Raw genomic sequence first — 1573 nt, forward strand, 5'->3', positions numbered from 1 at the left:
CGGCCCGCAAGGTCCAGCGCGGGCCCGGCCCGGAGGGAGAACAGCAGAAGGAGTGGTACCAGCAGATCGTCGACCAGACGATCGACTCCTCGCTGTTCAAGCGGTACGGCACCCTCGCCGAGCAGGCCGCCCCGATCGTGTTCCTCGCCTCCCCGGAAGCGAGCTACATCACCGGTACGGTCCTGCCGGTCGCCGGTGGCGACCAGGGCTGACGCCCACACCGGGGGGGAAGGTGGCAAGGGTGGGACATAGGGTCCCACCAGGGTAAATCAGGAAAGGACAGGTGTTAGCGTGGGAATCGTGTATTCGTCGCATAACCTCGGTTCCCAGCAGACGTCCGGCAAGATTCTGCGCTCGGTCCTCGACGAGGTCACCGAACTGGAGCCGCGCGGCGGCCTGCTCTTCCTGGCCACCGGCCCCGTCGGATCGGGCAAATCCTCGCTGGTCAGGGAGCTCGCCCGTTCCCTGCCCGGCTGGTCCGGAATCCGCGTGTCCGCCCTGTCCTGGCACGCCGGGAACGAGGGCGAACTGATCTCCCACATCCTCGAACGCGCCGACCACACCGGCACGCTCACCGACCTCGTCGACCGGGAGGGCGCGCGCACCGCCATCATCATCGACGACGTCCACTGGGCCGACGTCACCTCCCTGCGGGAGCTTGTCGACGCCACCCGCCGCCTCAAGGAGGGCCGCCTCGCGGTCATCATGACGGCCTCGGACACCGACGACGCCTCCGACGACCTGCCCATGTCCCGCCTGCGGGAGATCGCCGACCTGGCGGTCACCATGGCACCCCTGGACGTGGAGGATGTCGCCGCGCTGGCCCTGTCCAGCATCGGTGCTCACCTGTCCCCCCTCGCCGCAGCCGAGTTGCGCGACCTCACCGGCGGCCGCCCGGGCCGCATCCAGGAGGTCCTGCAGGCCGCGCCCGCCGACCACTGGCGCCTGTCCAACCCCCAGATCCCCGTGCCCAAGCCATGGCGCGCCGCCCTCGCACGCCGCACCCGCGGCCTCGACGTCGGCGCGGTCCTCGCGGCCGTCGCCGTCCTGCCCGGCACCGGCACCGGCACCCCCGACCTCATCCGCTTCCTCGCCGACGACCTCGACGGCTCGCTTGTCGACGCCGCCGTCGCCGCCGACCTCCTCGAACTGCTGCCGAACTCCGGCGATCCGGTGCTGAGCTTCACGCACCCGACCGACCGCGCCGTCATCCGCGCCACCACCGGCCCGGCCCAGGTCACCCGCCTGCACCGCCGCGCCGCCCAGTACCACCGCGCATCCAACAACATCGACGCCGCCCTCATCCACGAGGCCCTGGGCACCGAGGGCACCGACGACGCCACCGCCCACCAGCTCGCCGAACGCGGCGAACAGCTCGGGGCCGCCGGCCAGTGGCTCGACGCCGCCGACGCCTTCACCCTGGCAGCCAAGGTCGCCTCGCACCCGGACGTCTCCCACGACCAGCACCTCAACTCCATCGAGGCGCTCATCGCCGCCGCCGACATCCCGCGCGCCCGCCTCCACGCCGGCGCCCTCTCGCGCGTCGTCCGCGACGTCAAGGTCGACTCCATGC

At 71.8% G+C, this 1573-nt stretch carries 2 protein-coding genes; both read left to right on the plus strand.

Annotated features, from left to right (window positions below; translation table 11 throughout):
- A partial coding sequence (locus GXZ33_RS04875) for an SDR family oxidoreductase (RefSeq protein ID WP_291339758.1) occupies nt 1-212 on the plus strand: 212 nt, incomplete at its 5' end.
- A gap of 88 nt (nt 213-300) precedes the next feature.
- The coding region (locus GXZ33_RS04880; RefSeq protein ID WP_291339759.1) for an AAA family ATPase at nt 301-1573 on the plus strand (1273 nt) is incomplete at its 3' end.

Source organism: Corynebacterium sp. (assembly GCF_012838985.1).
GTDB lineage: Bacteria > Actinomycetota > Actinomycetes > Mycobacteriales > Mycobacteriaceae > Corynebacterium.